The sequence below is a fragment of the Streptomyces purpureus genome, assembly GCF_014648195.1.
Taxonomy (GTDB): Bacteria; Actinomycetota; Actinomycetes; order Streptomycetales; family Streptomycetaceae; genus Streptomyces; species Streptomyces purpureus.
Genome location: NZ_BMQQ01000002.1, coordinates 241,465 through 256,575 on the forward strand (window position 1 = coordinate 241,465; position 15,111 = coordinate 256,575).

Annotated in this window: 11 protein-coding genes; 3 read left to right on the forward strand and 8 right to left on the reverse strand. The window is 72.4% G+C overall.

What is annotated here, in order from left to right; genetic code table 11:
* Positions 1 to 13: 13 nt before the first annotated feature.
* Positions 14 to 1,078 carry a methyltransferase gene (locus IEZ01_RS04815; RefSeq protein WP_189200037.1) on the forward strand — a complete coding sequence of 355 codons (1,065 nt, stop codon included), beginning with the start codon at positions 14 to 16 and terminating at the stop codon, positions 1,076 to 1,078.
* A 62-nt stretch (positions 1,079 to 1,140) separates the two neighbouring features.
* On the opposite strand, the gene IEZ01_RS04820 is transcribed toward IEZ01_RS04815, so the two are convergent.
* Together IEZ01_RS04820 and IEZ01_RS04825 are read right to left on the reverse strand one after the other, a co-directional pair.
* Positions 1,141 to 1,539 (reverse strand): RidA family protein, encoded by a 399-nt coding sequence (locus tag IEZ01_RS04820; RefSeq protein WP_019890141.1) that lies wholly within the window; start codon positions 1,537 to 1,539, stop codon positions 1,141 to 1,143.
* Positions 1,536 to 2,645, reverse strand: a complete 1,110-nt coding sequence (locus IEZ01_RS04825; protein WP_189200038.1) for an acyl-CoA dehydrogenase family protein — start codon at positions 2,643 to 2,645, stop codon at positions 1,536 to 1,538. Before IEZ01_RS04825 ends, IEZ01_RS04820 begins: the two co-directional genes overlap by 4 nt.
* A gap of 99 nt (positions 2,646 to 2,744) precedes the next feature.
* Between IEZ01_RS04825 and IEZ01_RS04830 the strand changes: the two genes are divergently transcribed.
* Entirely contained in the window at positions 2,745 to 4,358 is a 1,614-nt protein-coding gene (locus IEZ01_RS04830) for an AMP-binding protein (RefSeq protein WP_189200039.1), read from the forward strand.
* 31 nt (positions 4,359 to 4,389) lie between these two features.
* On the forward strand, positions 4,390 to 5,232 hold the full coding sequence (locus tag IEZ01_RS04835; protein ID WP_189200040.1) for a PaaX family transcriptional regulator: 843 nt from the start codon (positions 4,390 to 4,392) through the stop codon (positions 5,230 to 5,232).
* 74 nt (positions 5,233 to 5,306) lie between these two features.
* Here IEZ01_RS04835 and IEZ01_RS04840 read toward each other — a convergent pair whose 3' ends face one another.
* From IEZ01_RS04840 to IEZ01_RS04865, 6 genes are all read right to left on the reverse strand, one after another.
* Positions 5,307 to 7,610, reverse strand: a complete 2,304-nt coding sequence (locus tag IEZ01_RS04840) for a bifunctional salicylyl-CoA 5-hydroxylase/oxidoreductase (RefSeq protein ID WP_189200041.1) — start codon at positions 7,608 to 7,610, stop codon at positions 5,307 to 5,309.
* Positions 7,611 to 7,612: 2 nt separating this feature from the next.
* Positions 7,613 to 8,440: an enoyl-CoA hydratase family protein gene (locus IEZ01_RS04845; protein WP_019890136.1), complete on the reverse strand. Its 828-nt coding sequence runs from the start codon at positions 8,438 to 8,440 to the stop codon at positions 7,613 to 7,615.
* A gap of 186 nt (positions 8,441 to 8,626) precedes the next feature.
* Positions 8,627 to 9,643, reverse strand: coding sequence for an ornithine carbamoyltransferase (gene argF, locus IEZ01_RS04850; protein ID WP_019890135.1), 1,017 nt, complete (start codon positions 9,641 to 9,643; stop codon positions 8,627 to 8,629).
* A 101-nt stretch (positions 9,644 to 9,744) separates the two neighbouring features.
* Positions 9,745 to 10,983, reverse strand: coding sequence for an arginine deiminase (locus tag IEZ01_RS04855; RefSeq protein WP_019890134.1), 1,239 nt, complete (start codon positions 10,981 to 10,983; stop codon positions 9,745 to 9,747).
* A 56-nt stretch (positions 10,984 to 11,039) separates the two neighbouring features.
* Entirely contained in the window at positions 11,040 to 13,583 is a 2,544-nt protein-coding gene (locus tag IEZ01_RS04860) for a polynucleotide kinase-phosphatase (RefSeq protein WP_189200042.1), read from the reverse strand.
* Positions 13,580 to 15,109: a 3' terminal RNA ribose 2'-O-methyltransferase Hen1 gene (locus tag IEZ01_RS04865; protein WP_189200043.1), complete on the reverse strand. Its 1,530-nt coding sequence runs from the start codon at positions 15,107 to 15,109 to the stop codon at positions 13,580 to 13,582. Before IEZ01_RS04865 ends, IEZ01_RS04860 begins: the two co-directional genes overlap by 4 nt.
* Positions 15,110 to 15,111: the final 2 nt, after the last annotated feature.

Here is a 15,111-nt window from a genome sequence, read left to right on the forward strand (position 1 = left end):
GGAAGGACCCACCATGGCGAACACCGACGTCCTCGCAGCAGGACCGGCCGACCGCGACCTGATCGCTCGCCTCGCGTTCGGGAGCATGGCCGCTCAAACCCTGCGCGCGGCAGTGAGGTTGAGGGTGGTGGAGCTGATCGGCGGTACTGTACGCCCGGCCGCCGAAGTCGCCGCCGACGCCGGAGCCGGAGCCCAGCCCATGACGCGGCTGCTGCGCGCCCTCGCGGGCCTTGGCCTGCTGAAGGAACACGCCCCCCGTTCCTTCTCGGTGACGCCCGCCGGCGCGCTCCTCGCCCCCGGCCACCCCGACTCCCTCAGGTCGTTCGTGCGGATGTTCACCGAGCCGGCGATCGTACGCGCCTGGGAGCACCTGGACGACAGTGTCCGCACCGGGGAGATCACCTTCGACGCCGTCTTCGGTACGGACTTCTTCAGCCACCTCGCCCAGGACCCGGAGCTGTCGGCGGAGTTCAACGCGGCGATGAGCCAGGCCGTGGCGGAGACCGCGGCCGCGCTGCCGCACGCCTTCGACTTCGGCCGGTTCGCCACGGTCACGGATGTGGGCGGGGGCGACGGAACCCTCCTGGCCGGTGTGCTCCGCGCCCATCCCGGCGTCAGCGGAGTGGTCTTCGACACGCCGGAGGGCCTCGCCGAGGCACCGAGGACGGTGGAGCGGCACGGGCTGGAGGGGCGCTGCTCCCTGGTCGCCGGGGACTTCTTCCGGTCCGTCCCCGCGGGCTCGGAGCTCTATCTGATCAAGAGCGTCCTGCACGACTGGTCGGACGAGCAGGTGGTCACGATCCTGCGCCACTGCCGCGAGGCGCTGAAGCCCGGCGGTCACGTCCTCATCGTGGAGCCCGTGCTTCCCGAGGTCGTCGACACGCACACCGAGGCCGACGTCTCCGACGGCGGGGTCACCTACCTCAGCGACCTCAACATGATGGTGAACATAGGAGGCAGGGAGCGCACCCGCGAGGAGTTCGAGGACCTGTGCCGGCACGCCGGCCTGTCCGTCACCTCGGTCACTCCGCTCGCGGATGCCGCGCCGTACTCGCTCATCGAGGCCGTGGCCGCCTGACGGACAGGCCGCGTACGACATCGCCGGCCCAGGGACCGCCAGTCCAGGACCCCGAAGGACCGCTAGTCCAGGACCGCGAAGCCGTCCAGTTCCACCAGTGCCTGCTCGTCCCAGAGGCGGACCGCGCCGATCACCGCCATCGCTGGGTAGTCGCGGCCCGCCAGCTGGTGCCAGATCCGCCCCAGTTCATGGGCGTGGGCGCGGTACTCGGCGACATCGGTGGCGTACACGGTCACGCGTGCGAGGTCACCGGGCATGCCGCCGGCCGCGTGCAGGGCGGCGAGCAGGTTGGTCAGCGCCGTGCGGAACTGTTCCGGCAGAGTCTCCCCCACCACCTTGCCGTCGGCGTCGAGCGCGGTCTGCCCGGCCAGGAAGACCACCCGGGAGCCGGTCGCGACGACAGCGTGCGAGAAGCCGGTCGGCGGGGAGAGCCCAGCTGGGTTGTGACGGTGCAATGTCATCGGTACAGCTCCTTGGCGATGATGGTGCGCTGGACCTCGGTGGCGCCCTCGTAGATCCGGGGCGCGCGCACCTCCCGGTAGAGATGTTCCAGCAGATGGCCCCGCTGCAGGGCGCGTGCGCCGTGCAACTGGACGGCCGTGTCGACGACGTACTGCGCGGTCTCGGTGGCGAGCAGTTTGGCCATGGCCGCGCGCCGGGGGACGTCCGGGTCGCCGGCGTCGTACGCGGCCGCCGCCGCGTAGACGAGCAGCCGGGCCGCCTCCGTGCGGGTGGCCATCTCGGCGACCTGGTGGGCGACGGCCTGCAGGTCCTTGAGGAAACCGCCGAAGGCGGTCCGGCGGGCGGTGTGCCCCACCGTGGCGTCCAGCGCGGCCTGCGCCATGCCCACGGCGAAGGCCCCGACACTGGGCCGGAAGAGGTTGAGGGTGTTCATGGCGACCCGGAAGCCACGGTCGACCTCTCCGAGCACATCGGCGGGACCGACGGGGACCTGGTCGCAGACGAGGGTGCCGATGGCGTGCGGGCTGAGCATGTCGAGCGGGCTGCCGGTGAGGCCGGGGCGGTCGGCGGGGACGAGGAAGGCGGTGACGCCGCGGGCGCCCGCGTCCGCGGCCGTGCGGGCGAAGACGGTGTAGAAGTCTGCCTCGGGGGCGTTGGAGATCCACTGTTTCTCGCCGCTGAGCAGCCATCCGTCGCCGTGCGGGGCGGCCTCCAGGGCGAGGGCGGCTGCGTCGGAGCCGGCGTCCGGCTCGCTGAGCGCGAAGGCGGCGACCGCCCGGCCCGCGGTCACTTCGGGGAGCCAGCGGCTGCGCTGTTCGGGTGTTCCCGCGGCGGCGACGGGGTGGGCGCCCAGGCCCTGGAGGGCGAGGGCGGTCTCGGCCTCCGTACACGTATGGGCGAGCGACTCCCGCATCAGGCAGAGATCGAGCGCACCGGCCGTGAACAGCCTTTCCAGCAAGCCGTGTTCACCGAGTGCGGCGATGAGCGGGCCGTTGACGCGGCCGGGCTCGCCCTGGGCGGCGAGCGGGGCCAGTTTGTCGGCGGCGAGGGTCCTGAGCTCTGCACACCAGGCGGTTTGTGCCGGATCGAGCGAGAATACGGGCATCCGTGCCCCCTCTTCATACGCATCTATCGCGGAGCGTTGACTGTCGTCACCTTCACGATACGCTCGATGGGCGACGCCACCACGACAAGGGGGCGAACCATGGAGCTGACACCGTCGGCGCACCACGACACCTTCACCCGGGACCATCTGCCGCCCCCTGACCAGTGGCCGGAGCTGGTCTTCGATCTGCCGGGGCTTCGCTACCCCCGGCGGCTGAACTGCGGGACGGAACTGCTGGACCGTACGGTCGAACGGTTCGGCGCGGACCGGCCCGTCTTCCATGACGCCACAGGCGGCGTCTGGACCTACGGCGAGCTGCGCGAACGGGTGGACCGGATCGCCCATGTGCTCACCACCGACCTGGGCGTGGCGCCGGGCAACCGGGTGCTGCTGCGCGGCCCCACCACGCCGTGGCTGGCGGCCTGCTGGCTGGCGGTGATGAAGGCGGGCGCGGTGGCGGTCACCGTACTGGCCCAGCAGCGGGCCCAGGAGCTGGCCGTCATGTGTGACATGGCACGGTGCACACACGCGCTCTGTGACATCCGAACCGTGGACGACCTGGTCAAGGCGGAGGTGCCAGGGCTGCGGATCACGACGTACGGCGGGGACTCCCCGGACGATCTGCTCTGGCTGGCGGCCGGCAAGCCGACGGTGTACGAGGCCGTGGACACGGCGGCCGACGACGTGGCGCTGATCGCCTTCACCTCGGGGACCACCGGACGGCCCAAGGGCTGTATGCACTTCCACCGTGACGTCCTGGCAGTCGCCGACACTTTCTCCGAACATGTGCTGCGCCCCCGCCCGGACGACGTCTTCGCCGGCAGCCCGCCGCTCGGCTTCACCTTCGGGCTCGGCGCCCTGCTGGTCTTCCCGCTGCGGGCGGGGGCCAGCACCCTGCTGCTCGAACAGGCCGGTCCACGCCAGCTGTTGTCCGCCGTCGTCCGGCACCGGGTGTCGGTGCTGCTCACCGCCCCGACCGCCTACCGGGTGATGCTGGACGAGCTCGACGGGCACGACACCGGGTCCCTGCGGCGCTGTGTGTCGGCGGGCGAGAACCTGCCCGCGGCCACCTGGCAGGCCTGGCACGAACGGACCGGGCTGCGGGTCATCAACGGCATCGGCGCGACCGAGCTGCTGCACATCTTCATCTCCGCCGCCGACGAGGAGATCCGGCCCGGGACGACGGGGCGCGTGGTGCCGGGCTGGCAGGCGCGGGTGGTGGACCGCGACGGGCGGCCGGTGGCCGACGGCGAGGAGGGCCTGCTCGCGGTGCGCGGCCCGGTGGGCTGCCGCTATCTCTCCGATCCGCGCCAGCGGGAGTACGTACGCGGCGGCTGGAACATCACCGGAGACACCTACGTACGGGAGCCCGACGGGTACTTCCGCTATGTCGCCCGCGCCGACGACATGATCATTTCCGCCGGGTACAACATCGCCGGCCCCCAGGTCGAGGAGGCGCTGGTCGCCCATCCCGACGTGGTGGAGGCGGCGGTGGTGGGGCGCCCCGACGCGCTGCGCGGGCAGATCGTGGTGGCGTACACGGTGGTACGTGACGGTGTACCCCGCGATCACACCACCCGGGAGGCGCTGCGTGACTTCGTGAAGGCACGGCTGGTGCCGTACAAGTGTCCACGGGAGATCGTCTTCCTGGACGCGCTCCCCCGCACCGCCACCGGCAAGCTCCAGCGCTTCCGGCTGCGCGGTCCGGAGTGATCCCCTCCCCTCCGCGATCTAGAGTGACCACGTGGCCGAGCAGCACACCCCTCGTTCCCTGATCGTCTCCCTGTACGGCGCGTACGGACGGACGCCCGACAACGCCCCGCTGCCGGTGGCCGAGCTGATCCGGCTCCTGGCGGCGCTGGACGTGGACGCGCCGTCGGTCCGCTCGTCGGTCTCCCGGCTCAAGCGCCGCGGCCTGCTGGTGCCCGAGCGCACGGCGGACGGCGCGGCCGGGTACGCGCTCTCCCCGGACGCCCGGCAGCTCCTTGACGATGGCGACCGCCGGATCTACGCGCACACCGAGCCGACGCTCGACGAGGGCTGGGTCCTCGCCGTCTTCTCGGTGCCCGAGGCCGAGCGCCACAAGCGGCACCTGCTCCGCTCGCGCCTGGGCGGCCTGGGCTTCGGCACGGCGGCACCGGGCGTCTGGATCGCCCCGGCACGGCTGTACGAGGAGACCCGGCACACGCTGGAGCGGTTGCAGCTGGGGATGTACGTGGACCTGTTCCGCGGCGAGCATCTGGGGTTCTCGGCGACGGCGGAGGCGGTCGGGCGCTGGTGGGACCTGCCGTCCATCGCCAAGCAGCACGAGGAATTCCTCGCGGCGCACGAGCCGGTGCTGCGCGGCTGGCCGGCCGGGGCGCGGCGGCCGGCCGAGGAGGCCTACCGCGACTACCTCCTCGCCCTTGACTCCTGGCGCCGGCTGCCCTACGCGGACCCCGGCCTGCCGGCCGAGCTGCTGCCGCAGGACTGGCCCGGTGCCCGCTCGGCGGCGGTGTTCGGGGAGCTGCACGCGCGGCTGAGGGACGCGGGGGCGCGCTTCGTCGAGGAGGGCGCGGACGGCCCGGGCGCACACTCCGGCGCGTAACGGCCCCGCGCGCGTCGCGCACCAGGGCTCGTCACCCCCCGCCGTCCCATGTGCCGCCGTGGTGGCCGCGCCGGCTACCGGCCTGAGCCCGGGAGCGGGCCGAGGCTGAGCCTGGGCTTGGGGCCGTCCGTGCGGCCGGTGGGGGGCTTGCGGCTGCCCGCGCGGTACGGGGCCGGCCAGGGCGCGCCCGGGCCTTCGTAGCCCTGGTCGGCCGCGGCGTGGAGCGTCCAGTGCGGGTCGTAGAGGTGGGGCCGGGCCAGCGCGCAGAGGTCGGCGCGGCCGGCCAGCAGGAGGGAGTTGACGTCGTCCCAGGAGGAGATCGCGCCGACGGCGATGACCGGGATTCCCGTGGCGGCGCGGATCCGGTCCGCGAACGGGGTCTGGTACGTACGCCCGTACGCGGGGCGTTCGTCGGGCACCACCTGGCCGGTGGAGACGTCGATGGCGTCGGCGCCGTGGCGGGCGAAGGCGCGGGCGATCTCGACGGCGTCCTCGGGCGTGGTGCCGCCCTCGGCCCAGTCGGTGGCGGAGATACGGACCGTCATGGGGCGGTCGTCGGGCCACTGGGCGCGGACGGCGTCGAAGACTTCGAGGGGGAAGCGGAGCCGGCCCGCGAGGGAGCCGCCGTAGGCGTCGGTGCGCAGGTTGGTCAGGGGGGAGAGGAATCCGGAGAGCAGATAGCCGTGGGCGCAGTGGAGTTCGAGGAGGTCGAAGCCGGCCTCGGCAGCGCGCCGGGTGGCGGCGGCGAACTGGTCGCGGACGAGGGTGAGCCCGGCCCGGTCGAGCTCGTGCGGGACCTGGTTGACGCCCGCGCGGTACGGCAGGGGTGAGGCGGCGACCAGGGGCCAGTTGCCGGTGTCGAGGGGCTCGTCGATGCCTTCCCACATCAGCTTGGTGGAGCCCTTGCGGCCGGAGTGCCCCAGTTGGACGCCGAGCGCGGTGCCGGGCGCCCGGCCGTGCACGAAGTCGGTGACGCGCCGCCAGGCGGCGGTCTGTTCGGCGGTGTAGAGGCCCGCGCAGCCGGGGGTGATGCGGCCCTCGGGGCTGACGCAGACCATCTCGGTCATGACGAGTCCGGCGCCGCCGAGGGCGCGGGCGCCGAGGTGGACGAGGTGGAAGTCGCCGGGGACACCGTCGACGGCGGAGTACATGTCCATCGGAGAGACCACGACGCGGTTGCGCAGGGTCATTCCGCGCAGCCGGAAGGGGGTGAACATCGGGGGTGTGCCGGGCGGGCAGCCGAAGTCGCGGACGACGGTGTCGGCGAAGTGGGCGTCGCGCAGCCGGAGGTTGTCGTGGGTGACGCGGCGGCTGCGGGTGAGGAGGTTGAAGGCGAACTGGCGCGGCGGCTGGTCGAGGTAGGTGTCGAGCTCCTCGAACCAGGTGAGGCTGGCCTCGGCGGCGCGCTGGGTGGAGGCGACGACGGGGCGGCGTTCGGCCTCGTAGGCGGCGAGGGCCTCGGGGAGGCTGGGCTGTTCCTCGATGCAGGCGGCGAGGGCGAGGGCGTCCTCGACGGCGAGTTTGGTGCCGGAGCCGATGGAGAAGTGCGCGGTGTGGGCGGCGTCGCCGATGAGGACCGTACGGCCGTGGGACCAGCGTTCGTTGACGACGGTGCGGAACGCCGTCCAAGAGGAGTTGTTGCCGCGCAGTGGGTGGCCGCCGAGGGTCTCGGTGAAGATCTTGGCGCAGCGGTCGGCGGAGTCCTGTTCGTCGAGGGTGTCCAGACCGGCGGCGCGCCAGACCTCTTCGCGCATCTCGACGATGACGGTGGAGGAGTCGGCGCGGTAGGGGTAGCCGTGCAGCTGCATCACGCCGTGTTCGGTCTCGGCGATCTCGAAGCGGAAGGCGTCGAGGGCGAAGTCGGTGGCGAGCCAGATGTAGCGGCAGCGGTGGGTGGTGATGCGGGGGCGGAAGTGGTCGGCATGGGCCTGGCGGGTGGTGCTGTGGACGCCGTCGGCGGCGATGACGAGGTCGTGGTCGGCGGCGAGGGCCGCGGCGGGCGGGGCCTCGGTGTGGAAGCGGAGGCGGACGCCGAGCTCGGCGCAGCGGCGGTGCAGGATCTGCAGGAGCCGGCGGCGGTCGAGGGCGGCGAAGCCGTGGCCGCCGGAGGTGAGGGTGCGGCCGCGGTGGAGGATGTCGATGTCGTCCCACCGGACGAACTCCTCGCTCAGGGCGCGGTAGACGTCGGCATCGGCGTGCTCGATGCCGCCGAGGGTCTCGTCGGAGAGGACGACGCCGAAGCCGAAGGTGGAGTCGGGGGCGCCGCGCTCCCAGACGGTGATCTCGCGGCCGGGATCGAGGCGTTTGAGGAGGACCGCGGCGTACAGCCCGCCGGGTCCGCCGCCGATGACCGCGACGCGCAGGGGGTGGCCGGTCATGGCTAACGGCCCTGCCACTTGGGGGGCCTCTTCTCGGTGAAGGCCGCGTGGAACTCGGCGTAGTCGTCGCCGTTCATCAGCAGCGCCTGGGTGGCCGCGTCCATCTCGACGGCGGCGGACAGGGGCATGTCGAGCTCGGCGGTGAGCAGGGCTTTGGTCTGGGCGTAGGCGAGGGCCGGGCCTTCGGCGAGGCGGCGGGCGAGCTGGGCGGCGCGGACGTCCGCCTCGCCCTCGTCGGCGAGTTCGCTGATCAGACCGATCCGTTCGGCCTCGGGGGCGCGGACCGGGTCGCCGAGCATGAGCAGCCGGGTGGCGTGGCCCAGTCCGACCACCCGGGGCAGGAGGTAGGCGGCGCCCATGTCGCCGCCGGAGAGGCCGACTCTGGTGAAGAGGAAGGCGAAGCGGGCGGAGGGGTCGGCGACGCGGAAGTCGGCGGCGAGGGCGAGGACGGCTCCGGCTCCGGCGGCGACGCCGTGCACGGCGGCGATCACGGGGAACGGGCATTCGCGCAGCGCCCGTACGACCTGGCCGGTCATCCGGTTGAAGTCGAGGAGCTCGGCGGTGTCCAGGGAGAGCGTGGCGCCGATGATCTCGTCGACGTCGCCGCCGGAGCAGAAGCCGCGGCCTTCACCGGCGAGGACGAGGGCGCGGACGGCCCGCTCGCGCGAGAGCTCGGCGAGGAGGTCGCGCAGATCGGCGTAGGCGCCGAAGGTGAGGGCGTTGAGCTTCTCGGGGCGGGCGAGGGTGACGGTGGCGACCCCGTCGTCGAGGGTGAGGCGGATGTGGCGCCATTCCTCGGTGCGGGGCGCGGAGCTGGTAAAGGGGCTCATGGGATGGGGCCTCCCTCAGCGTGGGTGCGGGCGGCGGCACCTCTTCGCGAGCGTAACACCGATTGGTGACTGTCGTCAGGAGTACGCGATACGCCTGCTCCCGCCGGTCGCTGGTCGCTGGTCGCTGGTCGCGCGATTCGCCCGTCGCCGCGGCATCCGCGACGCCCCGCCCCTCTGCCGCGTGCCCTACGACTGGGCGGCGCCGCCCGCGAGGGTGGCCACGAGGACGGCCTTGATGGTGTGCATCCGGTTCTCGGCCTCGTCGAAGACGACGGAGTGGGCCGATTCGAAGACCTCGTCCGTCACCTCCAGCTCAGTGAGACCGTGGCGGGCGTGGATGTCCCGGCCGACGGCGGTGCCGAGGTCGTGGAAGGCCGGCAGGCAGTGCAGGAACTTCACGTCGGCGTTGCCGGTGGCGCGCAGGACGTCCATCGTGACGGCGTACGGGGCGAGGGCCGCGATCCGCTCGTCCCAGACCGCCTTGGGCTCGCCCATCGAGACCCAGACGTCGGTGGCGACGAAGTCGCAGCCGCGGACGCCGTCGGTGACGTTGTCCGTGAGGGTGATCCGGGCGCCGCTGGTCTCGGCGGCCTGCCGCGCGAGCGCGACGACCGGCTCGGCCGGCCAGTACTCCTTCGGCGCGACGATCCGTACGTCCATGCCGAGCAGGGCGCCGGTGACCAGGTAGGAGTTGCCCATGTTGAAGCGGGCGTCGCCGAGGTAGGCGAAGGTGAGCTTGGTGAGGGGCTTGTCGCTGTGCTCGGTCATGGTGAGCACGTCGGCGAGCATCTGGGTGGGGTGCCAGTCGTCGGTGAGGCCGTTGAGGACCGGCACTCCGGCGTGCGCGGCGAGCTCCTCGACGGTCGCCTGGCCGTCTCCCCGGTACTCGATGGCGTCGAACATCCGCCCGAGCACACGGGCGGTGTCCTTGACCGACTCCTTGTGGCCCATCTGGGAGCCGGCCGGGTCGAGGTAGGTGGTCGAGGCGCCCTGGTCCGCGGCGGCGACCTCGAAGGCGCAGCGGGTGCGGGTGGAGGTCTTCTCGAAGATCAGGGCGATGTTCTTACCGCGCAGCCGCTGGACCTCGGTGCCCGCCTTCTTGGCCGCCTTGAGCTCGGCGGCCAGCGCGATCAGGCCGCGGAACTCCTCGGCGGTGAAGTCCAGCTCCTTGAGGAAGTGGCGGCCGGTGAGGTCAGTGGCCATGGCGGTGCTCCCGGGTTCCGGATACGACGACCGTGGAAGTCTATACGAGCGTCAGAATTCTTATACAGGCCCCCTCCCGGCCGCCCGGCCAGGTCCGGCGCTCAGGGCCTCACCGGATCACGCTCCACCGGGCAGCTCATACAGCGCGGACCACCCCTCCCCCGCCCCAGCTCGCTGCCGGGGATCTCGATCACCTCGATGCCCTGCTTGCGCAGATGCGTGTTGGTGGTGGCGTTGCGCTCGTAGGCGACGACGACCCCGGGCTCCACCGCCAGCACGTTGCAGCCGTCGTCCCACTGCTCCCGCTCGGCGGCGTGCACGTCCTGGGTCGCGGTGAGCACCCGGATCTCGGTGAGGCCGAGGGCCGCCGCGATGGCGCTGTGCATGTGCTCGGGCGGATGGTCGCTGACCTTGAGGCTGCTGCCCGTGTCCCCCGGCTCGATGGTGTACGAGCGGAGCATGCCGAGCCCGGCGTACTGCGTGAACGTGTCGTGGTCGACCATCGTCATCACCGTGTCGAGATGCATGAACGCCCGCCGCTTGGGCATGTCCAGCGCCACGATCGTGCGGGCCGAACCGGCCGCGAACAGCCCCCGGGCCAGCATCTCCACCGCCTGCGGGGTCGTGCGCTCACTCATCCCGATCAGCACCGCCCCGTGGCCGATGACCAGGACGTCCCCGCCCTCGATGGTCGAGGGGTAGTCGGGCTGCCCCTCCGACCAGTGGTGAAACGTCCCTGCCGTGGGGCCGGTGAAGAGCGGATGGTGTTTGTAGATCGCCTCGAAGTGCACGGTCTCCCGCTGCCGGGCGGGCCAGCGCATGGCATTGATGGAGACCCCGTCGTAGATCCAGGCCGAGGTGTCCCGGGTGAAGATGTGGTTGGGCAGCGGGCCGAGCAGGAAGTCGTCCAGGTCCATCACATGGAAGCGGACCGAGGTCGGCTCCGGGTGGGCGGCCAGGAACTCCCGCTTGGTCATCCCGCCGACCAGCGCCTCCGCCAGGGAGGCGGCGTCCATGGTGTCGAACGCGGCCCGCAGATGGTCGGTGGCGAGCGGCCCGTACTCCTTCTCGTCGAAGACCCGGTCCATCACCAGCGCCCGGGCGGCCGGCACCTCCAGGGCCTCGCGCAGCAGATCGCCGAAGAGATGCACCACCACCCCCCGGTCGCGCAGCACGTCGGCGAACCCGTCGTGCTCCTGACGGGCCCTGCGCACCCACAGCACGTCGTCGAAGAGCAGGGCGTCCTTGTTGCTCGGGGTGAGCCGTTTCAGCTCCAGATCCGGGCGGTGCAGGATGACGCGGCGCAGCCGCCCGGTCTCGGAATCGACATGGAATCCCATGCCCTCATCCTCACCGGGCGGCTCGCTGTTCACCCCCCGAAACGGCGACCGGATGGTCACAACCGGGGGTCGACCGGTTCCGACTCCAGGGCCAGCACGGCGAAGACCGCCTCATGGACCCGCCACAGCGGCTCCCCGTCGGCCAGCCGGTCCAGCGCCTCGAGGCCGAGCGCGTACTCCCGAAGCGCCAGCGAGCGCTTGTGGCTCAGGAACCGGCCGCGCAGCCGCTCCAGGTTCTCCGGGCGCGTGTACTCGGGGCCGTAGACGATCCGCAGATACTCCCGGCCGCGGACCTTCACCCCGGGCTGGACCAGCCGGCCCTTGCCGTCCCTGGCCAGCGCCTGAAGCGGCTTGACGACCATGCCTTCGCCGCCCGCGCCGGTCAGCTCCAGCCACCAGTCGGTCCCGGCCCGCACCGACTCCTCGTCGCCGGTGTCGACGACGAGCCGCCGGGTGGCCTGGAGCAGACCGCCGCCGGACGCGGCGTCCTGCTCGACCAGCCGGTCCAGCCAGGACAGTTGCCGGTCGTGCGGCACGGCCGCCAGCGACCGCCCCTGGACGGCCAGGATCTGGAACGGCGCGAACCGCACCCCGTCGAGCCCCTCCGTCGGCCAGCAGTAGCGGCGGTACGCCTCCGTGAACGCGGCCGCGTCCTCAGCCCGCTCCCGCTGCCGGGTGAGCAGGTCTCCGACACCGACACCGCGCGCGGCGGCCTGCTCCAGCGCCTGGACCGCGCCCGGGAACACCGCCCCGGCCGCGGCGCCGACCGCCGCGTACTGCGTGCGCAGCAGCCCGGACGCCTTCAGCGACCAGGGCATCAGCTCGCCGTCGAGCAGCAGCCAGTCCGTGTCGAGGTCGTCCCACAGGCCCGCGGCGGTCACGGCCGCGCGCAGCCGGCCGAGGACCTGTTCGGTGACGGCGGGGTCGGTGAAGAACGGCCGGCCGGTACGGGTGTGCAGGGCGCCCGTCGGGCCGGCCACGCCGAACCGGTCGCGGGCCACGGCGGCGTCCCGGCACACCAGCGCCACGGCCCGGGAGCCCATGTGCTTCTCCTCGCACAGGACGCGGTCCACGCCGTCCGCGCGGTACTGCGCGAAGGCCTCGGCCGGGTGCTCCAGGTAGCCGTCGGTCTTCGAGGTCGGCGTGGGCGCCATGGTCGGCGGGAGGTAGGCGAGCAGGCGCGGGTCGACCGCGAACCGGCTCATCACCTCCAGCGCCGCCGCGGCGTTCTCCTCGCGCACCCCGACGTTGCCCAGCTGCCGGGTCTCGACGACCCGGCGGCCGTGTACGTCCCCGAGGTCCAGCGGGCGGCCCTGGTGGCCGCCCGGCGCCTCGGTCACCAGCGGCTTGACCGGCTCGTACCAGACCTTCTCGGCCGGTACGTCGACCAGTTCCCGCTCGGGCCAGCGCAGGGCGGTCATCCGGCCGCCGAAGACGGCGCCGGTGTCCAGGCAGATGGTGTTGTTGATCCAGGAGGTGTTCGGCACGGGTGTGTGGCCGTAGACCACGGCGGCGCGGCCGCGGTACTCCTCCGCCCACGGGTAGCGCACGGGCAGCCCGAACTCGTCGGTCTCGCCGGTCGTCTCTCCGTACAGCGCGTGCGCGCGGACCCGGCCGGAGGTGCGACCGTGGTACTTCTCCGGCAGTCCGGCGTGGCAGACGACGAGCTTGCCCTCGTCGAGGACGTAGTGGCTGACGAGTCCGTCGATGAACTCCCCCACCTGGGCGCGGAACTCCTCGCTCTCCTTCTCCAGCTGTTCGATCGTCTCGGCCAGGCCGTGCGTGTGCTGGACGTTGCGTCCCTTGAGCCAGCGGCCGAGCTTGTTCTCGTGGTTGCCGGGCACGCACAGGGCCTGACCCGCGGCGACCATGCCCATGACGCGGCGCAGGACACCGGGGCTGTCGGGGCCCCGGTCGACGAGGTCGCCGACGAAGACCGCCGTACGCCCCTCGGGGTGCGCGCCGTCCTTGTAACCGAGCTTGGCCAGCAGGGTCTCCAGCTCGGAACTGCATCCGTGGATGTCGCCGATGATGTCGAACGGCCCGGTCAGGTGCCGCAGGTCGTTGAAGCGCTTCTCCAGGACGACCTCGGCGGCGTCGACCTCCTCGGTCCCGCGCAGGATGTGCACCTTGCGGAAGCCCTCGCGCTCCAGCCCCTTGAGCGAACGGTGCAGTTCGCGGCGGTGACGCCGGATGACATGGGCGGGCATGCCGGCCCGGTCGGGGCGGGCCGCGTTGCGTGCCGCGCACACGTCCTCGGGCACGTCGAGGACGATCGCGATGGGCAGCACGTCGTACTGGCGGGCCAGGCGCACCAGCTGGCGGCGGCTCTCCGGCTGCACGTTGGTCGCGTCGACCACGGTCAGCCGGCCGGCCGCGAGACGCTTGCCGGCGATGTAGTGCAGGACGTCGAAGGCGTCGCGGCTGGCGCTCTGGTCGTTCTCGTCGTCGGCGACCAGGCCCCGGCAGAAGTCGGAGGAGATCACTTCGGTGGGCTTGAAGTGCTTGCGCGCGAAGGTCGACTTGCCGGAGCCGGTCGCGCCGACGAGCACGACGAGGGACAGGTCGGTGACGGCGAGCGTACGGGTCGGGGTGGTCATGCGGCCTGCTCCTCCTTCGGGATCGGACCGGTCTTCGGGTCGGTCTTCGGGGTCGAGTCGGTCTTCACCGCGGTCTTCGGTGTCGGGTCGGTCCGGCGGAACACCGCCATCTGGGTCGGCGGGCCCACCTCGGGGTCGTCGGGGCCGACGGGGGTGTACCGGACCTCGTATCCGTGGCGTGCGGCGACCTCGGCCGCCCAGCCGCGGAACTCCTCGCGGGTCCATTCGAAACGGTGGTCGCCATGGCGGACGTGCCCGGCGGGCAGCGTCTCCCAGCGCACGTTGTACTCGACGTTCGGCGTCGTCACGATCACCGTGGCCGGCCGGGCCGCGGCGAACACGGCGTACTCCAGGGCGGGCAGCCGCTCCAGGTCGAGATGCTCGATCACCTCACTGAGGACGGCCGCGTCATAGCCGGCCAGCCGCTTGTCGGTGTACGTCAGCGAGCCCTGGAGCAGCGTGACACGGCCGGCCTGCCGCTCCCCGAGCCGCTCCAGACGCAGCCGCCGCCCGGCGACGGTCAGCGCCCGTACGGACACGTCGACGCCGACGATGTCGGTGAACCGCACGTCCCTCAGGAGCGCCTGCACCAACTGGCCCTGCCCGCAGCCCAGGTCGAGGACGCGGGCGGCGCCGGTGGCCCGGAGCACGCCGAGGATCGCGTCGCGGCGCTGCTCGGCGAGCGGCACCGGCCTCTCCTCCGTGTCGACGCTCTCGTCGACGGCGTTGTCGACGTCCTCGACCTCAAGGCCGTCGGCCTCGGCGAGCCGGACCAGCTCCAGCCGCTCCGCGGCCTGCCGGGTCAGGCCCCAGCGGCGGGCGAGATAGCGGCTGGTGATCAGCTTCTGCTCGGGGTGGGCGGCGAGCCAGCCCTCCCCGGCGCGCAGCAGTTTGTCGACCTCGTCCGGGGCGACCCAGTAGTGCTTGGCGTCGTCGAGGACCGGGAGCAGAACGTAGAGCTGGCGCAGCGCGTCGGCGAGCAGCAGCTCGCCCTCCAGGACGAGCCGTACGTAGCGGGAGTCGCCCCACTGCGGGAACTGTGCGTCCAGCGGCACCGGTTCGGCCGAGACGGCGGACCAGCCGAGGGGCCCGAAGAGCCGGGCCACCAGCTCCACTCCCCCGCGGGCGGGCAGGGCCGGGATCTCGATCCGCAGCGGCAGCGGCTCGGCGGCCCGCTCGGGCAGGGCGGCGCAGACGCCGCGCAGCGCGGACTTGAAGACCGTGCTCATGGCGACGGAGAACAGCGACGACACGGCGTAGGGGCGGTCGTTCACATACTGCGCGAGCGCCGCGTCGGGCGCGCCACCGCGGCCCTTGCCCTTGCCGCGCCTCACCAGCGCCACGGGGTCGACCTCGAGGAGGAGGGCGGCCGTGCAGCGCTCGGCGTTCGCCTCGGGGTAGAGGACGTGCGCGGTGCCGTGGGCGGTGGTGAACGTCTGCGCCTTGTCGGGATGCTTGTGCAGCAGGAATCCGAGGTCGGTCGCGGGACGCTCCTGGGTGCCGGTGATGCTGATCGTCATGAACACAT

Excerpts from the sequence above, each read along its gene's own strand:
- IEZ01_RS04815 (WP_189200037.1), top strand. The coding sequence starts at position 14 with ATGGCGAACACCGACGTCCTCGCAGCAGGACCGGCCGACCGCGACCTG.
- IEZ01_RS04820 (WP_019890141.1), bottom strand. The coding sequence starts at position 1,539 with ATGACATTGCACCGTCACAACCCAGCTGGGCTCTCCCCGCCGACCGGC.
- IEZ01_RS04825 (WP_189200038.1), bottom strand. The coding sequence starts at position 2,645 with ATGCCCGTATTCTCGCTCGATCCGGCACAAACCGCCTGGTGTGCAGAG.
- IEZ01_RS04830 (WP_189200039.1), top strand. The coding sequence starts at position 2,745 with ATGGAGCTGACACCGTCGGCGCACCACGACACCTTCACCCGGGACCAT.
- IEZ01_RS04840 (WP_189200041.1), bottom strand. The coding sequence starts at position 7,610 with ATGACCGGCCACCCCCTGCGCGTCGCGGTCATCGGCGGCGGACCCGGC.
- IEZ01_RS04845 (WP_019890136.1), bottom strand. The coding sequence starts at position 8,440 with ATGAGCCCCTTTACCAGCTCCGCGCCCCGCACCGAGGAATGGCGCCAC.
- argF (WP_019890135.1), bottom strand. The coding sequence starts at position 9,643 with ATGGCCACTGACCTCACCGGCCGCCACTTCCTCAAGGAGCTGGACTTC.
- IEZ01_RS04855 (WP_019890134.1), bottom strand. The coding sequence starts at position 10,983 with ATGGGATTCCATGTCGATTCCGAGACCGGGCGGCTGCGCCGCGTCATC.
- IEZ01_RS04860 (WP_189200042.1), bottom strand. The coding sequence starts at position 13,583 with ATGACCACCCCGACCCGTACGCTCGCCGTCACCGACCTGTCCCTCGTC.